The sequence below is a fragment of the Clostridium sp. AM27-28 genome (genome assembly GCF_003480955.1).
Taxonomy (GTDB): domain Bacteria; phylum Bacillota; class Clostridia; order Lachnospirales; family Lachnospiraceae; genus Otoolea; species Otoolea fessa.
In genome coordinates this window covers 1-381 of sequence record NZ_QUJT01000041.1, presented here as the reverse complement: position 1 = coordinate 381, position 381 = coordinate 1, and the positions used below count along the sequence as shown (strand labels likewise).

Below are 381 nucleotides of genomic sequence, written 5' to 3'. Positions count from 1 at the left end.
CTGCTCCTGTTGCAACTCATTTTTCGTTTTATCCTTATCGTCCGGGTGCTTGGCAAGGTAGTCAGCGGCTTTCTCATACCGGGCAACCTCCGGGTGTTCCTGTTTGAATTTCCCCTTTATTTTCTTAAAAAATATCTTCTGGTACTTCTCATAGACAGCCTTACATTCCTTGCAGTCTGTCCGGCTGGCAAGAATCCCGTCAATCACTTTGCTCCGGGCTTCCTTTGGCTTCATCTGATTGCGGTAATCTGCGGCTGATTTCCCGGAAGATTCCAGAAATGCTTCTAAGTCCTCCACAGTGGAAAGCCCCTTTTGCCGGAGATAGGATAGGGCTTCGCTGACTGCCTTTAAGTCCTGTGAAGTCCCCCGGTTCTGTCCAGC

General features: G+C 49.3%; 1 pseudogene. It reads right to left on the bottom strand.

The window, feature by feature from the left end:
* A pseudogene (locus DW720_RS16075) lies at positions 1-381 on the bottom strand (conjugal transfer protein); the annotation flags it as partial.